Raw genomic sequence first — 23,669 nt, forward strand, 5'->3', positions numbered from 1 at the left:
CGAGGCGTGTGATGGGAGGTGAGGGTGAGGAGCCGGGATGAGACAGAACGCGGGTTCGGAGGGGGAGCGATTCGGGGGTGTCTCCGTCGTGGTTCCCACTTTCAATGAGGCCGGCAACGTCGGCGAGCTGGTGCGCCGGCTCGCCACGGTGCTCGACCCGGATGTGAGCGAGATCCTGATCATCGACGACTCGAGCGATGGCACCGCGTCGGAAGCGGCCGGAGCGGCCGAGCGTGTGCTGAACAAGGTCGAGGTCGTGCACCGGGACGAACCGGCGGGTGGCCTCTCCGGTGCTGTGCTGACCGGGATGGCGCTCGCTGTCCACCGGTGGGTGGTCGTCATGGACGGCGACCTGCAGCATCCGCCGGAAGACCTCCCGGGGCTGATCGCCGCGGGGGAGCAGCGCGGCGCGGACATCGTCGTCGCGTCCCGTTATCTCGACGGCGGTAGCGCGGGCGGTCTCGAGGGGTCGGTGCGCCACCTGGTCTCCCGGGTGAGCACTCTCGCCGCACGTGCGCTCTTTCCGCGCCGGTTGCGCCAGTGCACCGACCCGATGACCGGGTTCTTCGCGGTCCGCCGGGACGCGCTCGATCTGGAGGCGATGCGGCCGCAGGGCTTCAAGATCCTGCTGGAGGTGCTCCTGCGGCACCGGCTGACCATGACCGAGATCCCGTTCTCGTTCGGCGCTCGTGGCGCCGGTCACTCCAAAGCCACCCTCGCCAACGGTGCGGCCTACCTGCGGCAACTCGTCGCGTTACGGTTCCATTCGCCCTCGGCCGCCCGAAGCGCGACCGCCGTCGAAGTCGTGTGACCGTCTGACGGGCATGACCGCCCCGCTGATCGTTCCTCGATCCCGGATTCGCAGAGTCCGAGTCGCTGTCGGTCGTCGGCCGATGCTCCTGCTCGTGGCCCTCGCGGTGAGCTGCGGGGTGATCGCGTGGCTGCGGATACCGGTGATCGCCCGCGACACGTTCTGGGCGGAGGATGGCCGGACCTTCATCTCCTCGGCGGCCTGGGGCGGCCCGAGCGTTCTCTTCCAGCCCTATGGGGGCTACTTGCACACGGTGCCGCGCCTGGTCGCGGCCGCCGTGGTGCTCCTCCCCGTCTCCTGGTGGGCGCTCGCCACCACCGCTACCGCCTGCGCGATCGCAGGCGCCCTCGCCGTCGTCGTGTTCGTCTGCGCCCGCGACCTGGTGCCCTGGCTTCCCGCGCGGTGCTTCATCGCCGGGCTGACCGTCATCGCACCGCTGGCGCCACGGGAGGTGCTGGGAAACCTCGCCAACCTGCACTCGGTGTTCCTGTGGACGCTGTTCTGGATCGTCCTGGCGCGTCCGCGCCGACTGCGGTCTGCGATCGTCCTCTCGATCGTGGCGTTCCTCGGTGCGATGACCGAGATCCAGGCCCTCTTCCTCGCCCCGTTGCTGCTGGTCCGCTCGCGAGACCGTCTGGTGTGGGTCGTCCGCGCGGGAGTGATCGCGGGGCTGGTGGTGCAGCTCGTCGTCACCGTGGGCTGGCCGAGGGCCGCGAACACGAACCCGGGCGTCGACCCGCTGTCGATCGCCTACGGCTATCTGATCAACGCGGTCATGCCCCTCGCGGTCCCGCAGTCGCGGCTCGGGGCCGTCCTCGCCTCCACCGGACCGGCGGTCGGGATCGCCGTCCTCGCCGTCATCGCTGCGGGCGTGGTCTATGTCATGGTCCGCGGTACGCACGGGCAACGCCTCCTCGCCGTCGCGGCACTGAGCGGATCCGTGCTGATCTACGTCGCGAGCGTCGCGACCAACCCGAACACGTTCTACGACTACGCACGCCTCAGCTCTGCGCAGTTGTCGACGGTCTGGCTCACGCGGTACGGAGTCGTCCCCTCGATGCTGCTCGCGCTCGTGCTGCCTCTCGCGGCGGCGATCGCGTTCGGTCGCCGGCATCGGCTCCCCGCGCTGAGCTGGTCGGTCGTCGCCGTCGCGGCGGTGTCGGTAGCGCTCATCGCCGCCCAGCTCGGGCCGCAATGGACCCGGCGGTCGGACGGTCCCGCCTGGCAACCCCAACTCGCCGCTGCCTTCGCGGAATGCCGCAGCGACGACGAACTGCGATTCGTCAACCTGAAGGAGACGATCGGCTGGAAGGTGACCGTCCCCTGCGTCGACCTCACCGGTCGAGCCGATGCCGATCGCTAGGGAGGAAGGGTGGCATGTGCGAACGGTCACCCGCGCACGCCACTTCCCCCACTCCCCACCGGGTTATATAGTTAACGCATATAAATCATCCGCGCACCGCAGCGCGCCCGCTTCGGCGCGCACCGGCGCCTGGGGCCGGCGACCCACGACACACGACACGAAACGCACGAAGGACTCTCTTGCCCCGCACCGGCATCTTCACCAAAGACCACCCCCACTACCGCTGGGTGGCCCTCTCCAACACCACCCTCGGCATGCTGATGGCGACGATCAACTCGTCGATCGTCATCATCTCCCTCCCTGCGATCTTCACCGGCGTCAAGCTGAACCCGCTCGAGCCCGGCAACGTCTCCTACCTGCTCTGGATGCTGATGGGCTACATGCTCGTCACCGCCGTGCTCGTCGTGATGTTCGGCCGCATGGGCGATCAGTACGGGCGCGTGCGCATCTACAACTTCGGCTTCGTGATCTTCACCGTCGCCGCGATCGCGCTCTGCCTCGACCCGTTCACGGGCGGCCCCGGCGCAATGTGGCTGATCGCGTGGAGGTTCGTGCAGGGCATCGGCGGCGCAATGCTGTTCGCCAACTCGACGGCCATCCTCACCGACGCGTTCCCCGCCAACAAGCGCGGCTTCGCGCTCGGCCTCAACCAGGTCGCCGCGATCGCCGGATCGTTCATCGGCCTCATCCTCGGCGGCGTGCTCGCCGAGATCGACTGGCGCGCGGTGTTCTTCGTCTCGGTGCCGTTCGGCGTGATCGGGACCATCTGGTCGTTCAAGTCGCTGCACGAGGTCGGCCAGAAGAACCCGGGCAGGATCGACTGGCTCGGAAACGTCACCTTCGCGATCGGCCTGATCGCCCTCCTCACCGGCATCACCTACGGCATCCAGCCCTACGGCGGCAGCTCGCAGGGCTGGGGCAACCCGTGGGTGCTCGGCTCGATCATCGGCGGCATCCTGCTGCTGATCGCGTTCGTGGTGATCGAGCTCAAGGTGCCGTCGCCGATGTTCGACATGCGGCTGTTCAAGATCCGCGCGTTCTCGTCGGGCATCTTCGCGGGGTTCCTCGCGGCGATCGGCCGAGGCGGCCTCCAGTTCATGCTCATCATCTGGCTGCAGGGGATCTGGCTGCCGCTGCACGGCTACAGCTACGAGTCCACGCCGCTCTGGGCCGGCATCTACATGCTGCCGATCACGATCGGCTTCCTCATCGCGGGCCCGATCTCGGGCGCGCTCTCCGACCGTTTCGGCTCGCGGGCGTTCGCGACCGTGGGGCTCCTGCTCGTGGCGCTCACGTTCATCGGCCTCCTGCTGATCCCCGTGAACTTCGAGTACTGGCAGTTCGCGCTGCTCACCGGCCTGAACGGCATCGGCTCCGGTCTGTTCTCGTCGCCCAACCGCACGGCCATCATGAACAGCGTGCCGCCGAACGAACGCGGCGCGGCCTCCGGCATGGCCGGCGTCGCCCTCAACGCCGGAAGCTCGCTCTCGATCGGCATCTTCTTCTCGCTGATGATCGCCGGTCTCTCGGTGGCGCTGCCGACCGCGCTCACCACCGGACTGACCTCCCACGGCGTGCCGCAGAACGTCGCGGCGCAGATCGGCGCGACACCTCCCGTCGGGAGCCTGTTCGCGGCGTTCCTCGGCTACAACCCGATCGCGAGCCTGCTCGGCCCCACCGGCCTCCTGCAGTCCCCCCACGTCGACGCGGCCACGCTCACGGGCAAGGAGTTCTTCCCGCAGCTGATCTCGGGCCCGTTCCACGACGGCCTCGTCGTGGTCTTCATCGCCGCCGCCGTCATGAGCCTCATCGGTGCGATCGCCTCCTTCCTGGGCGGATCCAAGTATGTTCATGAGGAGGCCGTCGCAGCTGCGCGGCCGGCCACGGTGGAAGGCGAGGAAGTCGGTGCGGGTCGAGCGTGAGCATCCTGAGCGGCCGGCGACCGGTGACGACGATGTCCCCGGCCGCCTGGCCCTGGCCGTCGGCCGGCTGAACCGCCGCATCCGTTCGGCCACGGGAGGACTCAGCCACGGTCAGCTGTCGGCCCTGTCGACGATCGTCCGCAACGGCCCGCTGCGGCCGAGCGAGATCGCCGCGATCGAGGTCGTCGCGGCGCCGACGATCACCCGGGTCGTCTCCGATCTGGAGGCGCGCGGGCTGGTCGAGCGCACCCCCGACCCCGACGACGGGCGCTCGTTCTTCGTGTCGGGCACCCAGGCCGGCATCGACCTCCTCCTCGCGGCGCGCTCCGACCGAGCCCGCGCGGTGGCGGCGATCCTCGCCGAGCTCACCCCCGAGGAGGTCGAGGCACTCGGCCGCGCCCTCCCCGCACTCGAGCAGGCCGCCCACATCGCCCGCCCGGCTCCCTGACCTCCACGCCCCTACCGCCGAAGGGCACGTTGTTGTCACCTTCGCGCCTCGAAAGCGACAACGACGTGCCCTTCGGTGTCTGAAGGGCGGGTGTCAGGGACGCGGGCGACGTGAGCGGCGGGGCGGGCGGGCGGCGACGACAGGGTGCGCGCCGGTGTAGCCCTCTCGGGCCTGTGCGATCGCCAGGATGCGCGAGCGCTGCGCGTACCAGCCGACGATGAGCAGCGGGATGATGACGACCAGCGAGGCGACCGTGAACGTCCCCGTCGGGTAGTCGAACGCCATCAGCACGAGCACCGACACCAGGAACGCGAGCGTCAGATACGCCGTGAACGGCGCGCCGAAGAGCCGGAACGACGGCCGCGCGAGCTTGCCCTGCAACGACCAGCGGCGCAGCTGCATCTGGCAGAGGATGATCATCGCCCAGCTCGTGATGATGCCCAGGGAGGCGACGTTCAGCACGATGTTGAAGGCCTCCGCCGGCACGATCAGGTTGAGGAACACGCCCAGCACACCGATGCTCGCGGTCAGCAGGATGCCGCCGTACGGCACGCCGCGGGAGTTCATCCGCGCGGTGAAGGCCGGCGCCGCACCGGTCTGCGCCATCGAGTGGAGGATACGGCCGGTCGAGTACATGCCGGCGTTCAAGCTCGACAGCGCCGCGGTCAGCACGACGAAGTTCATGGCCGACCCGACGATCGCGCTGAGCTGCGGGCCGCCGAGGTGGCTGAAGAACGTGACGAACGGGCTCTCGCTGCCGCTGTAGACGCTCGCGGGCAGCAGCAGGGCGAGCAGCAGGATCGAGCCGCAGTAGAACACCGCGATGCGGAAGACGACGCTGTTGATCGCCCGCGGCATGATCTTCTCCGGGTTCTCGGTCTCGCCCGCGGCGATGCCGACCAGCTCCACGCCCGCGTAGGCGAAGACGACGCCCTGCACGAGCACGATCGCCATCCCGATGGTCGCGACCCCGTGCGGCAGCAGCCAGCCGTTGGCGGCGAGCATCGGGAGGCCGGTCGGTCCTACATCGGTCGGCCAGCCGGCCGCGAGCACGACGATGCCCACGACCAGGAACGCGACCAGCGCACTCACCTTGATGATCGCGAACCAGAACTCCATCTCGCCGAACACCTTCACCGAGATCAGGTTGAGACTGACGACGACGACCAGCGCGATGAGTGCGAGCAGCCACTGCGGCACCGAGGTGAACAGCTCCCAGTACTTCACATAGAGCGCGACCGCCGTGGAGTCGACGATCGCGGTCATGGCCCAGTTGAGGAAGTACATCCACCCGGCGACGTACGCCATCTTCTCGCCGTAGAACTCGCGTGCGTACGACACGAACGATCCCGACGACGGCCGGTGCAGCACCAGCTCGCCGAGCGCACGGAGCACCAGGAACGCGAAGAAGCCGCAGACCGCGTAGACCAGCACCAGCAGCGGTCCGCCCTGCTCGAGCCTCCCGCCGGCGCCGAGGAAGAGGCCGGTGCCGATGGCGCCGCCGATCGCGATCATCTGCAGCTGCCGCGACGACAGCGACTTGTGGTAGCCCTCCTGCTCGCTGGCGAAGTCCTGCACGGCCTGGGAGACGTCGCCCAAGTGCTCGCGTCGGTTCTCCAGCTCGTCCGCCGGGTCGTGTGGTGTGCTCATCGCGGCCTTCCCATGGTCCGGACGCCTACAGTACCCGTGCGCGACCCGTCCTCCGCAAGACCCCGCCGAGTGGAGGCGCACGGCCGTCAGGCGATCGCGAGCATCCCTGCGGCCGCGATCGCCAGCACCAGCCCGACCCATTGCACGGGCGCGATGCGCTCGCGCAGCACCACCGCCGCGAGCACGATGGTGCCCGCGGGATAGAGCGCGACCAGTACGGAGATCGTGGCCAGGTCGCCGGCTCGCAGCCCGATCAGGATGAGGGTGTTCGCCGAGGCGTCCAGGAGGCCGGAGCCGATCGCGAGCAGCACGCCCTGCCGGGTGAACCTCCTGGTCGCGCCGCGGAGCGCGAGGAGGCCGACGACCGTCCACATGATGAGGGCGTTCACCGTGCGGTTGGCGACCAGCGGCACCAGGCCCGAGTCGGCCGGAGTCTGGTCGAGCACGATGAGGAAGACGCCGATGAGCGCGCCGGCAGCGACCGCCAGCCCGAGCGCGCGGGCGCTGGGCCGCACGGCGCCGCGCTCCGGCACGAAGCCCACGAGCACGACCGCGACGAGCGCGAGCGCGATCGCCACGTAGCCGATCGGCGCGAAGCGGTCGCCTCCCAGCAGCCCCCACGTCAACGGGAGGAGCGCCGAGACCAGGGCGGTGAGCGGCGACAGGATGCTCATCGGGCCGATCGCGAGGCAGGCGTAGAGCAGCGCGACGGCGGCGGCGCCGATCGCTCCGGAGGCCGCGCCCCAGCCGAGCGCGGCGGCCGACCAGGTGCCTCCGACGAGCGGCAGCGCGACGAGCAGCAGCGCCAAGCCGCTGACCGCGCCGACGGCTGTGGTTCGCAGCGGGCCGATCACGCGGGACGCGACGCCGCCGACGAAGTCGGCCGAGCCGTAGACGAGAGCGCTGATCAGGCCGAGGATCGCGCTCGGCATCAGCTCCGGGCCAGCCGGTAGACGTGCAGCACCGCGTCGCTGGAGAAGCGTTGCAGCCCGGCGAGCTCGTAGGCCCATTTGCTGCGGTCGTCCGGGAAGATCCGTGCGCCTCCGCCGACCAGCACCGGGTAGACGAGGAGGCGCAGCTCGTCGACGAGACCCCACACCAGGAGGGCGCGGGCGAGCGTAGCACTGCCGGCGACCAGGATCGGGCCGCCGTCGCCCTCCCTGAGCGCGGCGATGCCGTCACGGACGCCGTGCGTCGTGTCGAGCCGGGTCGCGTTCCAGCCGAGGTCGTCGGTGCGCGTCGTGACCACGGTCTTGGGCATCGCGTTCATCTTCTCGGCGAAGTCGCCCTCGCGGGGAGGCCAGGCCTCCGCGAACTGCTCGAAGGTGCGCCGCCCGAGGAGGAGCGAGTCGGCGTCACGGGTCTCCTGCAGCTTGAAGGCGAACAGGTCGTCGGCGGCGTACGGCATGGTCCAGCCCGCGTGCCGATGGCTCGTCTCGCCGCCCGGCGCTTCGACGACGCCGTCGAGCGTGAGGAACTCGGACACGATGAGCTGCCGCATGCGCCCGATCGTAGCGGAGCGGCCGAACCCGCTGCAGTCGGTGTTCCTCCACAGCGGCGGTTCCTCAACAGTCGTGGGAGGCCGCGGACTCTCCACAGATCCGGCGCCCGGGCCCTGCGGTCAGCGGCGCTCGTTACGATCGAGGAATGAACTGGAACACCTGGGAGCCCGACGGCCGGGAGGCGCCCCCCTTCGACGAGGCGCCGTTCGACGTCGAGCCGCCGCTGCCCGACTTCGGGGAGGACCCGTACGCCGATGTTCCGTTCGCCGACGAGCCTGCTGTCGATGAGGCTCGCATTGCCGCCCCGGCGGCAATCCGTCCGGCTCCGCCGAAGTTCGCGAGCGCGGCCGAAGCCCTGCGCACGGTGTTCGGCTACGACGCCTTCCGCGGCCAGCAGGCCGAGATCATCGATCGGGTGATCTCCGGCGGCGACGCCGTCGTGCTGATGCCCACCGGCGGCGGCAAGTCGCTCTGCTACCAGATCCCGTCGCTGGTCCGCGAAGGCACGGGCATCGTGGTCTCACCGCTCATCGCGCTCATGCAAGACCAGGTGGACGCGCTCACCGCCGTCGGCGTGCGTGCCGCCTTCCTCAACTCCACGCAAGACGCGGGGCAGCGCGCAGCGGTCGAGCGCGACTACCTCGAGGGCGAGCTCGACATCCTGTACGTGGCGCCGGAGCGGCTGTCGAGCGAGGCCACCAAGCGCTTCCTCGAACGCGGCCGTGTCGCGTTGTTCGCCATCGACGAGGCGCACTGCGTGTCGCAGTGGGGCCACGACTTCCGGCCCGACTACCTCGCGCTGTCCGAGCTGGCGGAGCGCTGGCCGGATGTGCCGCGCATCGCACTGACGGCGACCGCCACCGAAGCGACCCATCGCGAGTTGACGGAGCGTCTGCGTCTCGACCGCGCCGAGCACTTCGTCTCCGACTTCGACCGCCCCAACATCCAGTACCGCATCGTGCCCAAGGCGGAGGTGCGCAAGCAGCTGCTCGACTTCATCACGGTCGAGCACCAGGGCGACGCCGGCATCGTCTACGCGCTCTCCCGCAACTCGGTGGAGCGCACGGCGGAGTTCCTCGCCGGCCGCGGCCTCACGGCGCTGCCGTACCACGCCGGTCTCGACGCCCACACGCGTGCGCGCACGCAGGCGCGCTTCCTGCGGGAGGACGGCGTCATCGTCGTGGCGACGATCGCGTTCGGCATGGGCATCGACAAGCCCGACGTCCGGTTCGTGGCCCACATCGACCTCCCCAAGTCGGTCGAGGGCTACTACCAGGAGACCGGCCGCGCGGGCCGCGACGGCCTCCCGTCGACCGCGTGGCTCGCCTACGGCCTGCAAGACGTCGTGCAGCAGCGGCGCATGATCGACGAATCCCCGGGCGATCTGGCGCACCGGCGCCGGCTCACGCAGCACCTCGACGCCATGCTGGCGCTCTGCGAGACGGTGCACTGCCGACGGGTGAACCTGTTGAACTACTTCGGCCAGCGCTCGACGCCGTGCGGCAACTGCGACACCTGCCTCAACCCGCCGGAGACCTGGGACGGCACGGTTCCCGCGCAGAAGCTGCTGTCGACCGTCGTGCGGCTGCAGCGCGAGCGCGGGCAGCGGTTCGGCGCCGGCCACCTCATCGACATCCTGCGCGCCAAGCGCACCCCGCGCGTCGACCAGTACGGCCATGACGGGCTCGCCACCTGGGGCATCGGCGACGACCTCGGCGAGAGCCAGTGGCGCGGAGTGGTCCGTCAGCTGATCGCGCAAGAGCTGCTGAAGCCCGAGGGGGAGTACGGCGTGCTCGCGCTCACCCCGGCCGGCGGCGAGGTGCTGTCCGGTGCGCGCGAGGTGGTGCTGCGCCGTGAGCCGGAGCGAGCGGCCCGCTCGTCGCGCAGCGCGCGGTCGGTCGCGGCGTCCGACCTGGCTCCGGCCGACGCCGGCCTCTTCGAGGCGCTGCGTGCCTGGCGGGCGGGGGAGGCGAAGACGCAGGGCGTCCCCGCCTACATCGTGTTCGGCGACGCCACGCTGCGCGCGGTCGCGGCCGCGCGCCCCTCCAGTCTCGACGAGCTCGACGGCATCAGCGGCATCGGCGCCAAGAAGCGCGACGCCTACGGCGAGGCGCTCCTGCAGGTGGTCGCCGAAGGCGCCCAGGGGGCATAGGGGCGGCTGCCGGCCTCCGGCTGCCGGCCTCCGGCCTCCGACCATGGCTCCCGGCCTCCGTCGCCGGCGCGCGCGCCGGCCCGCAGCCAACGGAGGACATCCACCCCGGTCCGCGCCGCATTTCCTCCGACAGCCGTCGCCGCGCCGCACCACGCGCCGAATCTCCTCCGCTTCCCACAGCCCGCGGATCGCACTCCCGCCGGCCGAAACCGGCGTCTTCGGCCTCGGCAACGGAGGAACCGTATGGCGACGCGCCGTGCAGTGGCGGCCAGCGGAGGAGATCAAGAGCGCGAATGGGCGGATCTCCTCCGATGCAGTCGACCGCGCCCCTACGCGTCCGCGACCACGACCTCCACGCCGGCTGCGCGCAGCCGGTCGAGCTCGTCGGGGTCGGCCGACCTGTCGGTGATGATGAGCGCGACCTGGTGGAGGTCGGCGATGGGAGCCAGCGCCACATTGCCGATCTTGGAGCCGTCGGCGACGACGACGGTGCGCTGCGCCTTGGCCACCATGGCCCGGTTGGTGCGCGCCTCGGTCTCGTCGTGGGTGGTGACCCCCGAGCCGACGCTGATGCCGTCCGCGCCGAGGATCGCCGTGCCGACGTTGACGGCGTTGAACGTGTTCTCGGCGATGGCCCCGACCAGCTCGAGCGATTGCGGGCGCAGGAAGCCGCCCGTCATCACGACCCGGACGCCCGCGAACCCCGAGAGGAGGTTGGCGATCGTCAGCGAGTTGGTGACCACCGTGATCTCGCGGTGGTTCGCCAGCGCACGGGCCACGCTCGCGGTGGTGGTCCCTCCGCTGAGCGCGACGACGTGACGCTCGGCGGGGAGGCGTGCGACCATCGCTTTGGCGATGGCGCGCTTGGCCTCCTGGAAGCGGGTGTCGCGCAGGGCGACCGGGAGCTCCTGGCCGCGCTCGAGCGCCGCCGCGCCGCCGTGAGTGCGCAGGAGCAGCTGCTGGTCGGCGAGGTCCGAAAGGTCGCGCCGCGCGGTCGGCGCCGAGATGTCGAGCGTCTCCGAGAGCTCGGCGAGGCTGATCGAGCCGCGCTCCGACACCAGCTCGAGGATCTCGAGCATGCGGCGGGCGCGGCGACCCGAGCTGACGCGGGCGATCGCCGATTCGGCGGACGGAGCGACCATTGCAGTGTCCCTTTCGAGCGACTCGTCAGCGAAGCGATCAACCGATCAACTGATGTGATCACTTTAGGCGCTATTCGATCATAATGTTGCGCGGAGTGAACACCATACCGCAGGATCGCCCCATGCCTCAGATTGTTTTCCTCGGTGCCGGCAGTGTCGTCTTCACCCGTCAGCTGCTCGCCGATCTGTTCCGTTTCGACGACCTCCCGACGCTGCGGATCGTCCTCCACGACATCGACGCCGAGCGCCTCGCCGTCGCCGCGGCGACCGCCGAGCAGCTGGTCGAGCGGTTCGGGAGGACGGCCGAGCTCGTCGCCACCCTCGACCGCCGCGAGGCTCTCGCCGGCGCGGACTTCGTGATCAACATGATCCAGGTCGGCGGCATCGACGCCACGCGCATCGACCTGGAGGTCCCCGCGGCCGCCGGCCTCCTGCAGACCATCGGCGACACCACCGGCGTCGGCGGTGTGTTCCGCGGGCTGCGCACGTTCCCCGTGCTGTCGGGCATCGCCGCCGACATGCTCGACCTGTGCCCGGACGCCTGGTTCCTCAACTACACGAACCCGATGGCGATGAACGTCTGGTGGATGTCGGTCGTCGCGCCGTCGATCAAGACCGTCGGGCTCTGCCACAGCGTCTACTGGACGGTGCACGACCTCTGCGAGCTCATCGGGGTGCCGATGGAGGGCACCCACTATCGCGCCGCCGGCGTCAACCACCAGGCCTGGCTGGTCGAGTGGTCGCGCGACGGCGAAGACCTCTATCCGCTGCTCCGGGAGGCCATCGAGCGCGACCCCGAGCTGCGCCGTCGCGTGCGCGTCGAGATCTTCGAGCGCATCGGCTTCTACCCGACCGAGACCAGCGAGCACTCGTCGGAGTACCTCTCCTGGTTCCTGCGCGACCCCGAGCAGATCGAGCGCTTCCGCCTGCGTCCCTTGGAGTACGTCGGCATCTCGGAGGAGAACGTCGCCGAGTTCGAGCACGCCAAGGCCGCGCTCGCCGCGGGCGAGCCGCTGGAGCTGGAGGAGGGCGCCGCCGAGTACGCGCCGCAGGTCATCCACTCGATCCTCACCGGAACCGAGCGCATCATCCACGCGAACGTCGTCAACCGCGGCCTGATCGGCAACCTGCCCGAGGGTGCGGTAGTGGAGGTGCCGAGCCGCGTCGACGCGGACGGCGTGCACCCGCTGCCGTTCGGCGACATCCCGCCGCAGGGCGCAGCGCTCAACCGCACCTACCTGTCGGTGGCCGAGCTCGCGGTGGAGGCCGCCCGCGCCGGCGACCCGGCCCTCGTGCGCCGCGCGGTGCTCACCGACCCGAACGCGAGCTCGTCGCTGACGCCCGAGCAGCTCTGGGCGCTGTGCGACGAGTTGACCCTCCGCCACGCCGCACGACTCCCCGTCGCGCTCGGCGGCACGCTCGAGTCATCGAGCCTGCAGGCAGCGAACTGATAGCCGTTCGAAACACGTTTGTTACAAACGATCACTCAGAGTGAGCGAACTGAACGGTTTCGTTGTCAAACGCTCAACCACCAGCCAATGATGAAGAAGGCGCGACGCCGCGACACCCGCGCATCGCGCAGCACCGCACGAAGGAGCACCCCGTGACACTGACCTCCCGCGAGATCGACAGCCAGCCCGCCGTCTGGCGCGAAGCACTCGACCGCCACGCCGACCGCGCGCGCGACCTGCTCACCCTGCCGGGTGCGCGCGTGCTCGTCCTCGGCTGCGGCACGTCGGCGTTCGTCGCCGAGTCGTTCGCGGCACTGCGCGAGGGCGCCGGCTTCGGGATGACCGACGCTGCCTACGCGTCGGAGCCGTGGCCGTGGCGCGATTACGACGCGGTCGTCGTGCTCAGCCGCTCGGGCACCACGACCGAGGCGATCGAGGCCATCGACGGCCTGCCCGAGGGCGTCCGCGTGATCGCCGTCACCGGTGTCGCCGACTCGCCCGTCGCCGAGCGCGCGGACGACGTGCTGCTTCTCGACTTCGCCGACGAGGAGTCGGTCGTGCAGACGCGCTTCCCCACCACCTTCCTGGTGCTCGCCCGCTCCGCCTTCGGCGAGGACGTCAGCGGCCTCCCCGCAGAGGCCGAGGCCGCGCTCGCCCAGCCGCTCGGTCTCGACACCGCGTCGCTCGAGCACTTCGTCTACCTCGGCAGCGGCTGGACTTACGGGCTGGCCCAGGAGGCAGCGCTCAAGATCCGGGAGGCCGCTCAGGCCTGGGCGGAGTCGTACCCGCTGCTCGACTACCGGCACGGCCCGCTCGCGGTCGCCGGCGAGAAGTCCCTGGTCTGGATCATCGGCCGCAGCGAGCCCAGCCTCGTGGAGGACATCGAGCGCGTCGGCGCTACCGTGCGCACCAGCAGCCACGACCCGCTCGTCGAGCTCGCGAATGCGCAGCGACTCGCGGTGGCCATCGCCGCCCACCGCGGCCTCGACCCCGACAACCCCCGCCACCTGACCCGCTCGATCGTGCTCGGCTGACCGACCCGCCCACCGCCCAGCCCCCGCCCCAGCCGACGCAGACCACCCGAGAGGAACCGAAGATGCTACCTCGCCCCCCGAAGCACACCGGACCAGCCCGCAGCACGGTCCGCCGCCACGCCCTCCGCACCGCCGCCGCCCTCACCGCGACCGCCGCCCTCGTGGCGCTCGCCGGCTGTAGCGGCACACAGGGCGCGACCACCCTCGACAAGTCCGCCAAGGTCACGATCCAGGTGTGGTCGGGGCAGGCCGACGCTGCAGAGAAGTCGATCGAGGCGCTCGCGAAGGAGTTCGAGAAGGACCACCCGAACGTCACCATCGATCTGTCGCCGGGCGCCTCCTCGACCGACGGGCTGCTGCAGAAGCTGTCCGCCGGGTTCGCCGGCAACCAGTACCCCGACATGTCGTACGCGTTCGGCTCCTGGGCCGGCCAGCTGGAGGCCTCCGGCCGCACGCTCGACATCTCCGCCGACGTCAAGAAGCCGGGCGTCAACTGGGACGAGTTCACCGCGGCCGCCCGCGGCACCGCGCAGCCCTCCGGCTCGAAGATCATCGGCTTCCCGGCCGTCGTCGACAACATCGGCCTCCTCTACAACAAGACGCTGTTCGACAAGGCCGGCATGGCGTACCCGACCGCCGACTGGACCTGGGACGACTTCCGCGCGGCGGCGAAGAAGCTGACCGACCCGGCGAACCACGTCTACGGCTACGGCTACTCCGTCTCGGGCAGCGAAGAGACGACCTGGCAGTTCTGGCCGCACCTGTGGCAGAACGGCGGGTCGATCCTGAACAGCGACGGCAAGGCCGCGTTCAACTCCACCGCCGGCGACGACGCGCTCACCTTCCTGCGCTCGATGGCGGTCGACGACAAGAGCGTGTACCTCGACCAGACCGACGAGAAGTTCGGGCAGCTGTTCGTTAGCAACCGCATCGGGATGATCACCTCCGGCCCGTGGGAGCTCTCGGACCTGAAGACCGGCGGCACGAAGTACGGCGTCGTGCAGCTCCCGGGCACGAAGGGCGACCACCAGACGGTGTCGGGCCCCGACATCTGGGCGCTGTTCGACCACCACGACAAGAACCGCGCCTACTGGGCGACCCAGTTCGCCCAGTGGCTGACCTCGGCGCAGCAGGACGAGCGCTTCAACGTGGCTCTCGGCAACCTCCCGCTTCGTAGCTCCGAGGCGTCATCGGAGGCCGTCGCGAAGCAGACCGCCGAGTACCCCGGCTACGACGTCTTCGTGGCCAACTCCAAGAACGTCAAGGAGACGCGCCCGACGACCGAGAGCTACGCATCGCTGTCGGTCGCGATCGGCAAGTCGATCTCGCAGGTGCTGCAGGGCCAGGGCGAGCCGGGCCCCGCGCTCGATCAGGCCGCCAAGACGGCCGATGCCCAGGCGAAGAAGTAGGAACGCGGAGCACCTCCCCATGGCAGACATGACCGTGCCGCGACCCGGGTCGCCCGCGAAGCGGGCGCCGGTGGATGCCCAGCGCAGCCGCGCCCGCCGCAAGCAGGGGCTGACCTCGGCCCTCACCGGGTGGGGGTTCGTCGCCCCGGCGACCATCATCATCCTGGGACTGTCGATCTTCCCGGCGCTCTGGGCCTTCGTGCTGTCGTTCCAGAGCTGGGACGGCTTCAGTCAGGCGACCTGGGTGGGAGGTCAGAACTACGCCGACCTGCTGAGCGACGCCGATTTCGGCAACGCGGTGCTCAACACGGTGGGCTTCACGCTGCTGTTCGTTCCGGCCTCGGTGCTGCTCGGGCTGTTCCTCGCGGTCGCGCTGAACCGGCGCATCCGCTGGATGGGCTTCTACCGCACGGCGATCTTCGTCCCGTTCGTGGCCTCCGCGGCGTCGACCGGCATCCTGTCGACGTACCTGTTCAGCCCGCAGTTCGGTCTGGTCAACAACGTGCTCCGGGTGCTCGGCCTCCCGCAGCAGGGCTGGCTCGACGACCCGCACCAGGCCATGCTCGTCATCGCGATCATGTCGCTGTGGGGCGCCGCGGCGTTCACCACCGTGATCTACCTGGCGGCCCTCCAGGACGTGCCGGCCGACCTGATCGAGGCTGCCCGCATCGACGGCGCGAACCGCTGGCAGACGTTCTGGCGGATCGTCTGGCCGCAGCTGGCTCCGGTGACGGTGTTCGTCACGATCTGGCAGACGATCGAGGCCATCCAGCTCTTCGACCTCGTCTACACGACGACCAAGGGAGGCCCGCTGGGCTCCACGGAGACGATCGTGTACTTCCTCTACGACAAGGCGTTCCACGCGCTGCAGTTCGGCTACGGCTCCGCGGCCGCCTACGTGCTGTTCGCGGTCACGCTGCTCATCACGATCGGCGTCGTGCTGTACTCCCGGCGCCGGGGATCGGAGGCGATCTGATGGTCAGCGTCCTCGACCAGGTCTCGTCGGCGACCGAACGGGTCGCCGCGCAGAGCGGCAGCGGCCGGAGCAAGCGCAGGATGAGGTTCAGCGGGTGGCACTTCGTGCTGTTCCCGATCGCGGTCCTCTTCCTGGTGCCGTTCCTCCAGATGACGCTCGCGTCGTTCTCGCCCGCGAAGGAGCTGGTGGCCTTCCCGCCGCCGTTCTTCCCGTCGCACTTCACGCTCGACGGCTACACCAAGCTGTTCGGCACCACGGACATCATGCTGTGGCTCGGCAACACCGTCATCGTGTCGGGCACGGCGATCGTCTCGAACCTGGTGCTCTGCTCGCTGGCCGGCTACGGCTTCGCGCGGCTCAAGTTCGCCGGGCGCAACTTCGGCTTCCTGATGATCCTCGCGACCATCATGATCCCGACCCAGCTGCTGATGATCCCCACGTACATCCTGTTCGCGAACCTCGGCCTCCTGAACGGACTGGGCGCCGCGATCGTGCCGTGGCTGGCGACGGCGTTCGGGATCTTCCTGATGCGGCAGTTCTTCCTCTCGCTCCCGGCGGAGCTGGAGGAGGCCGGCGCGATCGACGGCTGCAACCGCTGGCAGATCTTCTTCCGCATCGTGCTTCCGCTGGCCCGGCCGGCGCTCGCGACGCTCGCGATCTTCACGCTGCTGGGCGCCTGGAACGACCTGGTCTGGCCCCTCATCGCGATCAACAACCAGTCGGCGTTCACGCTGCAGCTGGGAATCGCGAACTTCCAGGGCATGCACCAGACCGACTGGAGCCTGATCATGGCCGGCAACGTCATCGCGACCCTGCCGCTCATCCTGTTCTTCCTTTTCGCGCAGCGGCACTTCATCGCGACGATGACGTTCTCCGGGCTGAAGGGATGAGCGCGGACGGTGTCGGCGCTGTCGACGTACTCGTGGTCGGGGACGCCAACCCCGACCTCCTGCTCACCGGCGACACGGTGCCGCGGTTCGGCCAGGCCGAGCAGCTGCTCGACACCGCCGACCTGCTGCTCGGCGGCAGCGCGTCGATCGTCGCCTGCGGGCTCGCCAGGCTCGGCGTGACGACGGCGCTCGCCGCGGTGGTCGGCAGCGACCGCTTCGGCTCGTTCGTGCTCGACGAGCTGCGCGCGGCCGGGGTCGACGTCTCCGCGGTGTCCGTCGACGACGCCGTCCCCACCGGGCTCTCCGTCGTGCTGTCGGAGCCGCACGACCGCGCCATCCTGACCCTGCCCGGCACCATCCCGAGCCTGGCCGCCGAGGCGGTGCGGGAGGCCGTGGAGCGGTTGCGGCCGCGACACGTCCACGTCGCGTCGTACTTCTTGCAGCCGGGGCTTGCGGCTTCGCTGCCCGAGCTGCTGAGCTGGCTCGCCGAGCACGGCATCACCGTGAGCCTCGACACGAACTGGGATCCGTCGGAGCGCTGGAGCGGGCTGCAGGAGGTGTTGCGGCGCGTAGACGTCTTCCTCCCCAACCGCGAGGAGGCGCTGGCCATCGCCGCCGCCGTCACGGGTTCGGTTCCGGCCGGGCTCGAGGAGGCCTCGAGCGCGCTCTCGGAGCTCGGCTGCCGCGTCGTCGTCAAGGCCGGCGCGGAGGGCGGCATCGCCTTCGAGGGCGGCGCGCGCGTCGCCGCGTCGCCCGGGCTGCGCGTGGAGGTCGTCGACACCACCGGCGCCGGCGACAGCTTCGACGCCGGGTACCTCGCCGCGCTGGCGGCCGGCGTCGCCGACGAGGAGGAGCGCCTGCGCTGGGCCGCGACCGCCGGCTCGCTCTCGGTGCGCGGCCGCGGCGGCACGGCCGCCCAGGCCACCCGCGACGAGCTCCTCCTCCCGATCCCCTGACACCCTCGAAGGGCACGTTGTTGTCGCTTTCGGCGCGCGAAAGCGACAACAACGTGCCCTTCGGCGATCGCGCGGAGGGAATTCACGGAGAAAACCAAGTAACGGTCGGTTTATGATGAGGGTCTACCCGTCACGCCCAGAGGAGTGCGAATGACCGACACCGACCAGACCACGACGCCCGCAGCTGAGACCCGGGCGCCGGAGGCCGACCCCCGCTTCCGCGACGCGAGCCTCCCGATCGACGAGCGCGTCGAGAACCTGCTGGCGCAGATGACGCTCGACGAGAAGGCGGGCCTGTTCTTCCAGACGATGATGACGATCGGCGAGGGCGGAACGGTCGCCGGCCCGAACCCGGCGTTCGGCATCGCCGACAGCACCGAGATGATCCGCGACCGCCACCTGACGCACTTCAACGTGTTCGGCGCCGCGAGCTCGGCCGCCGAGATGGCTGAATGGCACAACCGCGTGCAGGAGGTCGCCGCGAGCACGCGCCTCGGCATCCCGGTCACCTTCTCGACCGACCCGCGGCACTCGTTCAGCGACAACCCGCTCGCCGCGATGATGGCCGGCCCGTTCTCGCAGTGGCCGGAGACCATGGGGCTCGCCGCGATCGGCGACGAGGCGCTCGTGGAGCGCTTCGCCGACATCGCACGCCAGGAGTACACGGCGGTCGGCATCCGCGTGGCCCTGCACCCGCAGATCGACCTCGCCACCGAACCGCGCTGGGCGCGCCAGTCGGCCACCTTCGGCGAGGACCCGGAGCTGACCTCCCGGCTCGGCGCAGCGTACATCCGCGGCTTCCAGGGCTCAGAGCTCGGACCGGACTCCGTCGCCACCATGACCAAGCACTTCCCGGGAGGCGGCCCGCAGAAGGACGGCGAGGACCCGCACTTCCCGTACGGCCGGGAGCAGGTCTACCCGGGCGGACAGTTCGAGACGCACCTCAAGCCGTTCGAGGCGGCCTTCGAGGCGGGCACCAGCCAGATCATGCCGTACTACGGCATGCCGGTCGGAACCGAGTACGAGGAGGTCGGCTTCGGCTTCAACAAGTCGGTCATCACCGGCCTGCTGCGCGAGCGCTACGGCTTCGACGGCATCGTCTGCACCGACTGGGGACTGATCAGCGACGGCGAGATCGGCGGGGAGCCCTTCCCGGCGCGCGCCTGGGGCGTCGAGCACCTGTCGCCGCGGGAGCGGATGCGCAAGGTCCTCGACGCGGGGGCCGACCAGTTCGGCGGAGAGTCCATCCCGGAACTCCTGATCGACCTCGTGCGCAGCGGCGAGCTGCCGGAGGAGCGGCTCGACGTGTCGGCGCGACGCCTCCTGCGCGAGAAGTTCCGCCTCGGCCTGTTCGATGCGCCGACGGTCGACCCGGCCCGCGCGACCGCGGTCGTCGGCAACGCCGAGTTCGTGGCGGCGGGGGAGGCTGCGCAGCGCGCCTCCGTCACGCTGCTGAAGAACGAGAGCGTCCTTCCGCTCGCCCGCGGGGCGAAGGTGCTCGTGCGCGGCTTCGACCCCGAGCTCGTCGCAGGCTACGCGACGGTCGTCGACACCGTCGAGGAGGCCGATGCCGCGCTGGTCCGGCTGCATGCCCCGTACGAGCAGCGCTCGACGATGTTCGAGAACTTCTTCCACGCCGGCTCGCTCGACTTCGAGCAGGAGACCGTGGACGAGGTGCTCGCCATCGCGCGGGCCGTTCCAACGGTCCTGCACGTGTTCCTGGATCGTCCGGCCATCCTGACCCCGATCGCGGGGGAGGCGGCGGCGATCTCGGTCGACTACGGCGCGAGCCCCGTCGCCCTGCTCGACGTGCTGTTCGGCGAGGCCGCGCCGCAGGGCCGGCTGCCGATGGACCTCCCGTCGTCGATGGCGGCCGTGGAGGCGAACCGTCCGGACGTGCCGTTCGACACCGCCGACCCGCTGTTCCGCTTCGGCCACGGGCTGAGCTACTAGCCCGCTCCGTTCGCGAAGGGCCGGCGTTCAGCAGGTTCCGAGCGTTCCCCCTGGTCGTCCCGCGGTCCCGGGCGTACAGTGCCCGTTCCGTGGGGCGATCAGGGAATCTTTCCCTCCCGTCCACGGTTATGTCAGGTGGCATAATTTCGCGACGATCTCGAAGGAGGGGATGAAATGGCACGGAGGATCGAAGAGCTCGAGGACGAGACCGGCGCAGTCATCAAGTACAGAAGGCACGCGAACGGCAGGGGCTTGGTGTCGCCGTCGGCGCGCGTCGCCGAGTCGGCCCACATCGAGCCGAGCGCCTACGTGGAGGCCGACGCCCGCATCGGGCTCGACGTCTACATCGGCGCAGGCAGCTGGATCGACAGTGGCGTGACGATCGGCGACCGCACGTTCGTGGGCGCCAACGTCCACGTCGGCAAGGGCTGCATCGTCGGCAGCGGCGTGCGCATCGGCAGCAACGTCAAGATCGGTGAGAACGCGATGATCGGCAACGGCGCGCGTGTCGAGCGCGACGAGCAGGTGCCGGCCGGCACCGTGATCGAGCTGCGCGGCGCTGCGGCGGCGCGCGCCGCGCTCTCGGCACCGCCGCGCGGTGCCCGGCTCACGCGTCGAGCTGCCTGATCGTTGTCGACATCCGCTGAGGAGGCGGATCTCGATTTGGAGCTTCCCACAAACGGCCCGCGTACCCCGCGGGCCGTTTTTGTAGCCGCCGCACCGACGGTTTCCGCCCGCGGGCCGGCCGTCGTAGCGTGGCGAGCACCGTAGAGAGATCGAAGAGGAAACTCATGGTTGACACTGCCGAGCGCGCCACCCCGAAGCCCAACACCACCGAGCCGAGCACCACCTCCGTCGCGGACTCCGCCGCGTCCGAAGCGGCCGCCGCCGCTGCGGCCACCGCGCCCGCCGGCGCGGCACCGCGCGTCGACGTGGAGGCGCTGGGCCGCCAGCTGCTGGGCCAGTGGGCGGAGGCGCGGCTCGCCTCCCGCGAGCTGTCGTCGCGCCCCGAACTGCAGAAGGTGGAGGGACTGTCCGTCGCCGACCACCGGTCGCGCGTCTTCGAGCAGCTCAAGCTGCTGGTCGAGAACGGGCAGGTGCACCGGGCGTTCCCGAAGTCGGTGGGGGGCGAAGACGACCACGGCGGCAACATCGCGGCGTTCGAGGAGCTCGTCGCGGCCGACCCGTCCCTCCAGATCAAGTCGGGCGTGCAGTGGGGCCTCTTCGGCGCCGCCGTGTTGCACCTCGGCACCGAGCACCACCACCAGACCTACCTGCCGGCGATCATGTCGCTGGAGGTGCCCGGCGCGTTCGCCATGACGGAGACCGGCCACGGCTCCGACGTCGCCGCGGTCGCGACCACCGCCACCTACGACCCCGAGACGAAGGAGTTCGTCATCGACACCCCGTTCCGCGGGGCGTGGAAGGACTACCTCGGCAATGCCGCCGTCGACGCGACCGCCGCCGTCGTGTTCGCGCAGCTCGTCACGCAGGGCGTCAACCACGGCGTGCACGCGTTCTACGTGCCGATCCGCGACGCGAACGGCGACTTCCTCCCGGGCATCGGGGGCGAGGACGACGGCCAGAAGGGCGGCCTCAACGGCATCGACAACGGGAGGCTGCACTTCACGGGTGTGCGCATCCCGCGTACCGACCTGCTGAACCGCTACGGCGACGTCGCGGAGGACGGCACCTACACCTCCCCGATCGCGAGTCCCGGGCGGCGCTTCTTCACCATGCTCGGCACCCTGGTGCAGGGCCGCGTCTCGCTCGACGGCTCGGCCACCATCGCGTCGAAGATCGGCCTGAAGATCGCGATCACCTACGCCGACCAGCGCCGCCAGTTCACCGCCGGCAGCGACACCGACGAGGAGGTCATCCTCGACTACCAGCGCCACCAGCGCCGCCTGCTGCCGCTGCTCGCCACGACCTACGCGGCCGGCTTCGCCCACGAGGTGTTCCTGCACAAGTTCGACGACGTGTTCAGCGGCAAGGCCGACAGCGACGCCGACCGGCAGGACCTGGAGACCATCGCGGCCGCGCTCAAGCCGTTGAGCACCTGGCACGCGCTCGAGACGCTCCAGGAGGCTCGCGAAGCCTGCGGAGGCTCCGGCTTCCTGACGGAGAACCGCATCACCTCCCTGCGGCAGGACCTCGATATCTGGGTCACCTTCGAGGGCGACAACAACGTCCTCCTGCAGCTCGTCGCCAAGCGGCTGCTCACCGATTTCAGCCGCAAGTTCGCCAAGGCCGACGCGGGTGCGATGGCCCGCTACGTCGTCGTGCAGGCGGCGGGCAAGGCCTACCACGGCACCGGGCTGCGCAGCGTCGGCCAGACCGTGCGCGACTTCGGGTCGACGGCGCGGTCGGTCAACTGGCTGCAGGAGTCGGCGACGCAGCGCGAGCTGCTGACCGACCGGGTGGCGACGATGATCGCGGAGATCGGCGGACGGCTCCGCCCGGCCTCCAAGCTCGGCAAGAAGGCCGCGGCCGACCTGTTCAACTCCCAGCAGAACGAGCTCATCGAAGCGGCTAGGGCGCACGGCGAGCTGCTGCAGTGGGAGGCGTTCACCGAGGCCCTGGAGCAGGCCCCCGACGCCGGCACCAAGCAGGTGCTCACCTGGCTGCGCGACCTGTTCGGGTTCGGCCTGATCGAGAAGCACCTGTCGTGGTACCTCATCCACGGCCGGCTGTCGCCGCAGCGCGCGCAGGCCGTGTCGGCGTACATCGACCGGCTCCTCACGCGGCTGCGCCCGCACGCTGTCGACCTCGTCGACGCGTTCGGCTACGGCCCCGAGCTCGTGCGCGCGAAGATCGCGAGCGGCGCGGAGGCCGAGCGCCAGGCGGAGGCCCGCGCCTACTACGCCGAGCGCCGGGCCGCCGGCACGCTGCCGACGCCCGAGAAGGCGCCCGCCAAGCACCGCTGACCCGCACCGACATTCGTCACGAATGTCGCGATTCGTGCCACGAATGTCGCGATTCGTGACGGATGTCGGCGCGCGGGCGCAGCGCTACAGGAGGCCGAGGGCGTGGACGGCCTCGCGCTCGGCCACCAGCTCGGCGACGGAGGCGTCGATGCGCTCACGCGAGAAGGCGTCGATCTCGAGACCCTGCACGACCTCCCACCGGCCGTCGACGGCGCGCACGGGGAACGACGAGATGAGGCCGTCGGGAACGCCGTAGGAGCCGTCGGAGACCACGGCGGCGGAGGTCCAGCGCGCGCCCGTGCCGTGCACCCAGTCGTGCATGTGGTCGATGGCGGCGCTCGCGGCGGAGGCCGCCGACGACGAGCCGCGCACCGCGATGATCTCGGCGCCGCGGTTCGCCACGCGCGGGATGTACTCGTCGGCCAGCCAGTCCTCCTCGACGAGCTCGGTCGCCGGGCGGCCGCCGACCGTCGCGTGGCTGAGGTCGGGGTACTGGCTCGCCGAGTGGTTGCCCCAGACGATGACGCCGTCGATCGCCGAGACCGGGACGCCGAGCTTCGCGGCGAGCTGAGCCACGGCCCGGTTGTGGTCGAGCCGCGTCATCGCGGTGAACCGCTCGGCCGGGATGTCGGGCGCGTGCGCGCTGGCGATCAGCGCATTGGTGTTGGCGGGATTGCCGACGACGAGCACGCGGACGTCGTCCGCCGCTCCCGCGTTGAGCGCGGCGCCCTGCGGCCCGAAGATGCCGCCGTTCGCCTCCAGGAGGTCGGCCCGCTCCATCCCGGCGGTACGCGGGCGGGCACCCACGAGGAGCGCTGCGTTCACCCCGTCGAAGGCGGTGCCTGCGTCCTCCGTGACCTCGAGGGAGTGCAGCAGCGGGAAGGCGCCGTCGAGCAGCTCGAGGGCGGTGCCCTCGGCCGCGGCACGTCCCGCCGGGATCTCCAGCAGCCGGAGCCGCACCGGGACCTCCGGCCCGAAGAGCTGGCCGGAGGCGATGCGGAAGAGGAGGGCGTAGCCGATCTGTCCACCGGCGCCGGTGACGGCGACGGTCACGGGGGTGGTCATGCTGCGAGCCTAGCGCTG

The 23,669-nt window shown here is 70.4% G+C and carries 19 protein-coding genes; 14 read left to right on the forward strand and 5 right to left on the reverse strand.

From position 1 onward, the window contains the following. Positions 1-37: 37 nt before the first annotated feature. From ASF88_RS01130 to ASF88_RS01145, 4 genes are all read left to right on the forward strand, one after another. On the forward strand, positions 38-811 hold the full coding sequence (locus ASF88_RS01130; protein ID WP_055913101.1) for a polyprenol monophosphomannose synthase: 774 nt from the start codon (positions 38-40) through the stop codon (positions 809-811). A gap of 82 nt (positions 812-893) precedes the next feature. Continuing rightward, on the forward strand, positions 894-2,174 hold the full coding sequence (locus ASF88_RS01135; RefSeq protein WP_055913104.1) for a hypothetical protein: 1,281 nt from the start codon (positions 894-896) through the stop codon (positions 2,172-2,174). Positions 2,175-2,353: 179 nt separating this feature from the next. Next, complete coding sequence (locus ASF88_RS01140) at positions 2,354-4,096, forward strand: MFS transporter (protein ID WP_055913107.1); 1,743 nt, start codon at positions 2,354-2,356, stop codon at positions 4,094-4,096. Beyond that, entirely contained in the window at positions 4,080-4,544 is a 465-nt protein-coding gene (locus tag ASF88_RS01145) for a MarR family winged helix-turn-helix transcriptional regulator (RefSeq protein ID WP_055913110.1), read from the forward strand. The genes ASF88_RS01140 and ASF88_RS01145 overlap by 17 nt, the downstream gene beginning before the upstream one ends. A gap of 93 nt (positions 4,545-4,637) precedes the next feature. Here ASF88_RS01145 and ASF88_RS01150 read toward each other — a convergent pair whose 3' ends face one another. The 3 genes from ASF88_RS01150 to ASF88_RS01160 all read right to left on the reverse strand — a co-directional run bounded on the left by ASF88_RS01150 (position 4,638) and on the right by ASF88_RS01160 (position 7,695). Then, entirely contained in the window at positions 4,638-6,194 is a 1,557-nt protein-coding gene (locus ASF88_RS01150; RefSeq protein WP_082518668.1) for an amino acid permease, read from the reverse strand. Between the two features lie 86 nt (positions 6,195-6,280). Next, positions 6,281-7,126 carry an EamA family transporter gene (locus tag ASF88_RS01155; protein WP_055913113.1) on the reverse strand — a complete coding sequence of 282 codons (846 nt, stop codon included), beginning with the start codon at positions 7,124-7,126 and terminating at the stop codon, positions 6,281-6,283. Beyond that, entirely contained in the window at positions 7,126-7,695 is a 570-nt protein-coding gene (locus ASF88_RS01160) for a dihydrofolate reductase family protein (RefSeq protein ID WP_055913116.1), read from the reverse strand. The genes ASF88_RS01155 and ASF88_RS01160 overlap by 1 nt, the downstream gene beginning before the upstream one ends. A gap of 146 nt (positions 7,696-7,841) precedes the next feature. On the opposite strand from ASF88_RS01160, the gene recQ reads away from it, so the two are divergent. Continuing rightward, the gene (gene recQ / locus ASF88_RS01165; protein ID WP_055913119.1) at positions 7,842-9,848 is read left to right on the forward strand and encodes a DNA helicase RecQ; all 2,007 of its coding nucleotides are present in this window, start codon (positions 7,842-7,844) and stop codon (positions 9,846-9,848) included. Positions 9,849-10,177: 329 nt separating this feature from the next. Here the strand turns inward: recQ and ASF88_RS01170 are convergent, their stop codons facing one another. Further along, positions 10,178-10,990 (reverse strand): DeoR/GlpR family DNA-binding transcription regulator, encoded by an 813-nt coding sequence (locus ASF88_RS01170; protein WP_055913122.1) that lies wholly within the window; start codon positions 10,988-10,990, stop codon positions 10,178-10,180. 122 nt (positions 10,991-11,112) lie between these two features. Here ASF88_RS01170 and melA point away from each other — a divergent pair, with 122 nt between their 5' ends. The 9 genes from melA (at position 11,113) to ASF88_RS01215 (ending at position 22,586) form a co-directional block, all read left to right on the forward strand. Next, a complete protein-coding gene (gene melA, locus ASF88_RS01175; protein ID WP_055913125.1) occupies positions 11,113-12,441 on the forward strand; it encodes an alpha-galactosidase in 1,329 nt (442 codons plus the stop codon). Between the two features lie 152 nt (positions 12,442-12,593). Beyond that, a complete protein-coding gene (locus tag ASF88_RS01180) occupies positions 12,594-13,475 on the forward strand; it encodes an SIS domain-containing protein (protein ID WP_055913128.1) in 882 nt (293 codons plus the stop codon). Positions 13,476-13,537: 62 nt separating this feature from the next. Further along, complete coding sequence (locus tag ASF88_RS01185) at positions 13,538-14,884, forward strand: ABC transporter substrate-binding protein (protein WP_055913131.1); 1,347 nt, start codon at positions 13,538-13,540, stop codon at positions 14,882-14,884. Between the two features lie 19 nt (positions 14,885-14,903). Continuing rightward, complete coding sequence (locus ASF88_RS01190; RefSeq protein ID WP_235493220.1) at positions 14,904-15,860, forward strand: carbohydrate ABC transporter permease; 957 nt, start codon at positions 14,904-14,906, stop codon at positions 15,858-15,860. Beyond that, positions 15,860-16,750 carry a carbohydrate ABC transporter permease gene (locus ASF88_RS01195; protein WP_082518669.1) on the forward strand — a complete coding sequence of 297 codons (891 nt, stop codon included), beginning with the start codon at positions 15,860-15,862 and terminating at the stop codon, positions 16,748-16,750. Before ASF88_RS01190 ends, ASF88_RS01195 begins: the two co-directional genes overlap by 1 nt. After that, positions 16,747-17,706 (forward strand): carbohydrate kinase family protein, encoded by a 960-nt coding sequence (locus ASF88_RS01200; protein WP_055913134.1) that lies wholly within the window; start codon positions 16,747-16,749, stop codon positions 17,704-17,706. Before ASF88_RS01195 ends, ASF88_RS01200 begins: the two co-directional genes overlap by 4 nt. 150 nt (positions 17,707-17,856) lie before the next feature. After that, the gene (locus tag ASF88_RS01205) at positions 17,857-19,659 is read left to right on the forward strand and encodes a glycoside hydrolase family 3 protein (RefSeq protein WP_055913137.1); all 1,803 of its coding nucleotides are present in this window, start codon (positions 17,857-17,859) and stop codon (positions 19,657-19,659) included. Positions 19,660-19,833: 174 nt separating this feature from the next. Next, on the forward strand, positions 19,834-20,286 hold the full coding sequence (locus tag ASF88_RS01210) for a DapH/DapD/GlmU-related protein (RefSeq protein ID WP_055913141.1): 453 nt from the start codon (positions 19,834-19,836) through the stop codon (positions 20,284-20,286). Between the two features lie 164 nt (positions 20,287-20,450). Then, positions 20,451-22,586 carry an acyl-CoA dehydrogenase family protein gene (locus ASF88_RS01215; RefSeq protein ID WP_055913143.1) on the forward strand — a complete coding sequence of 712 codons (2,136 nt, stop codon included), beginning with the start codon at positions 20,451-20,453 and terminating at the stop codon, positions 22,584-22,586. An 84-nt stretch (positions 22,587-22,670) separates the two neighbouring features. Here the strand turns inward: ASF88_RS01215 and ASF88_RS01220 are convergent, their stop codons facing one another. Further along, complete coding sequence (locus tag ASF88_RS01220; RefSeq protein WP_055913146.1) at positions 22,671-23,651, reverse strand: malate dehydrogenase; 981 nt, start codon at positions 23,649-23,651, stop codon at positions 22,671-22,673. Positions 23,652-23,669: the final 18 nt, after the last annotated feature.

The sequence above is a fragment of the Leifsonia sp. Leaf336 genome, assembly GCF_001423695.1.
Classification (GTDB): domain Bacteria; phylum Actinomycetota; class Actinomycetes; order Actinomycetales; family Microbacteriaceae; genus Leifsonia.

Coding starts and splice junctions, on each gene's coding strand:
- ASF88_RS01130 (WP_055913101.1), top strand. CDS start 38: ATGAGACAGAACGCGGGTTCGGAGGGGGAGCGATTCGGGGGTGTCTCC.
- ASF88_RS01190 (WP_235493220.1), top strand. CDS start 14,904: ATGGCAGACATGACCGTGCCGCGACCCGGGTCGCCCGCGAAGCGGGCG.
- melA (WP_055913125.1), top strand. CDS start 11,113: ATGCCTCAGATTGTTTTCCTCGGTGCCGGCAGTGTCGTCTTCACCCGT.
- ASF88_RS01155 (WP_055913113.1), bottom strand. CDS start 7,126: ATGCCGAGCGCGATCCTCGGCCTGATCAGCGCTCTCGTCTACGGCTCG.
- ASF88_RS01160 (WP_055913116.1), bottom strand. CDS start 7,695: ATGCGGCAGCTCATCGTGTCCGAGTTCCTCACGCTCGACGGCGTCGTC.
- ASF88_RS01215 (WP_055913143.1), top strand. CDS start 20,451: ATGGTTGACACTGCCGAGCGCGCCACCCCGAAGCCCAACACCACCGAG.
- recQ (WP_055913119.1), top strand. CDS start 7,842: ATGAACTGGAACACCTGGGAGCCCGACGGCCGGGAGGCGCCCCCCTTC.
- ASF88_RS01200 (WP_055913134.1), top strand. CDS start 16,747: ATGAGCGCGGACGGTGTCGGCGCTGTCGACGTACTCGTGGTCGGGGAC.
- ASF88_RS01150 (WP_082518668.1), bottom strand. CDS start 6,194: ATGAGCACACCACACGACCCGGCGGACGAGCTGGAGAACCGACGCGAG.
- ASF88_RS01135 (WP_055913104.1), top strand. CDS start 894: ATGCTCCTGCTCGTGGCCCTCGCGGTGAGCTGCGGGGTGATCGCGTGG.
- ASF88_RS01185 (WP_055913131.1), top strand. CDS start 13,538: ATGCTACCTCGCCCCCCGAAGCACACCGGACCAGCCCGCAGCACGGTC.
- ASF88_RS01205 (WP_055913137.1), top strand. CDS start 17,857: ATGACCGACACCGACCAGACCACGACGCCCGCAGCTGAGACCCGGGCG.
- ASF88_RS01195 (WP_082518669.1), top strand. CDS start 15,860: ATGGTCAGCGTCCTCGACCAGGTCTCGTCGGCGACCGAACGGGTCGCC.
- ASF88_RS01210 (WP_055913141.1), top strand. CDS start 19,834: ATGGCACGGAGGATCGAAGAGCTCGAGGACGAGACCGGCGCAGTCATC.
- ASF88_RS01170 (WP_055913122.1), bottom strand. CDS start 10,990: ATGGTCGCTCCGTCCGCCGAATCGGCGATCGCCCGCGTCAGCTCGGGT.
- ASF88_RS01220 (WP_055913146.1), bottom strand. CDS start 23,651: ATGACCACCCCCGTGACCGTCGCCGTCACCGGCGCCGGTGGACAGATC.